At 58.9% G+C, this 1708-nt stretch carries 2 protein-coding genes; one reads left to right on the forward strand and one right to left on the reverse strand.

What is annotated here, in order from left to right:
• Nucleotides 1-930 (forward strand): SUMF1/EgtB/PvdO family nonheme iron enzyme (locus EN879_RS34840; RefSeq protein WP_348631522.1); only part of this gene is annotated, 930 nt, incomplete at its 5' end.
• Between the two features lie 35 nt (nt 931-965).
• Here the strand turns inward: EN879_RS34840 and EN879_RS34845 are convergent.
• A complete protein-coding gene (locus EN879_RS34845; protein ID WP_063170487.1) occupies nt 966-1484 on the reverse strand; it encodes a cytochrome b in 519 nt (172 codons plus the stop codon).
• Between the last annotated feature and the right edge of the window lie 224 nt (nt 1485-1708).

Genomic DNA, 1708 nt, shown 5'->3' on the forward strand with positions numbered 1-1708 from the left:
CCAACTGACGGCACTCGAAAATGCCCGGACGGCGCCGCTGTCCGGGCAAGGACAAAAGCCATGTCTCTTTTCATCCTGAAGGTCCTGCCGGTCGCCCTGGCCGCCGCTGCTGTTCCGGTAGGGCTCTCGCTAGAGGCGGTCTTTGGAGATCGACAATCCCACCCCATCGCTATGACGGTTGTCTTGCTTTCCGGTTCGATCATCTATCCGACTCCGGGCGAGTTCCTGAAAGAGGGACGCCCGCAAGGCAACCCCCGCCTCGAGCGGCAACTCGACAGACCTCTCGAAATCATGGCCTACCAGGTCGGCGCGGCCGACTATGCGGACTGCGTGTCGGCTGGCGGCTGTCAGCCAGCTCAGGAGACGCGCGCGATCCCAAGCAAAGCTCCCGTCACCGGAGTAAGCTATCTCGATGCGAATGCCTACGCCCGGTGGTATTCGGAAGTGACCGGCGACCAATGGCGACTGCCATCCGACGAAGAGTGGGCCTTTGCCGCTGCTGAGCGGTTCGCAGGCGAATTCGAGGGTGTCGAAAACGACGCCACCAACCCCGCCAGACGATGGCTCACCAGCTACAAGGCCGAGGTGGACCTCAATCGCAAACCGGACCCGATGCCCAAGAGCCGTGGCTCGTTTGGTTTCAATTCCCTGGGCCTTGCCGACTTTTCTGGCAACGTCTGGGAGTGGACTTCGACCTGCTATGTCCGCACCACGTTGGCTGCGGATGGAAGCGGTGTTGCGAGTTCGGTCGACAATTGCGGTGTCCACGTCCTTGAAGGGCTTCACAGAGCCTACATGTCGAACTTCGTCAGTGACGGAAAAAGCGGAGGCTGTGCCGTCGGTACGCCTCCCGACAATCTGGGATTCAGGCTGGTGCGAGACCGCTCTGGCTGGGCGAGCGATCTGCTCTCTCACCTGAGAATAATCTGACCGTCAGCGCCGTCGGATCTTAGTATCGGCGGCGGCTACAAACGTGACGGACCCGCTTGTCGACCGGGCGACAGCATCCGCTTCAGTGTGCCATCGCGAAGCCAGTACTGGTGGAACAGTGCCGCCACGGCATGGACCGAAATCAGGACGACAAACACTGGCTTGTTGAGGGAATGGATGTCGCCCCATGGGTCGCCAATGTAGAAAGCGAGCAGTCCCACAATGGGCGTTAAAAGCAAGAGCAGATAGAAAAGGCCGTGTGAACCACGTGCGGCGATCCGCATCCAGCCAGGTCCGCTTTCTGCAGGCTCAGGCGCACCGGAAACTACACGCATTAGCAACCGGATCAGCACGAGTGCCAGGGTCGAAATTCCTATCCAGTAATGGGCAGAGCCCAATGCCTGATCGCCTGACGAGACGGCGGCTCCATCTTCGGCAGCATCGACCACGGTTGTCATGCTCTCGCCAAAGAACAGTTGGAATAACACCAGCGCAGCTATGATCCAATGAAGCGCAATCTGGGAAGTTGAGTAGCCAATTCTGGTTTCCGTCATTTGATTTTCCTGACGTTTAACAGCTGCGTGATCGCGATACTGAATAGCCAGGGAACATCGACATAATTTGGCTCGAATCCTCCCGGAATTGTGGCTGCAACCTTACGCATTTGTAAGGCGATGGGGACGTCGAACAGCCGTCCGCGGCCCTCGCCTCGTGGAGGCACCGGCCACGTCCCTCGTCCGGATTATAGTTTTAGCCTCACAGTGTCTGAGCTTGTGGG

The organism is Mesorhizobium sp. M7A.F.Ca.AU.002.02.1.1 (assembly GCF_003998535.1).
Classification (GTDB): Bacteria; Pseudomonadota; Alphaproteobacteria; order Rhizobiales; family Rhizobiaceae; genus Mesorhizobium; species Mesorhizobium ciceri.

Excerpts from the sequence above, each read along its gene's own strand:
- EN879_RS34845 (WP_063170487.1), bottom strand. The coding sequence starts at position 1,484 with ATGACGGAAACCAGAATTGGCTACTCAACTTCCCAGATTGCGCTTCAT.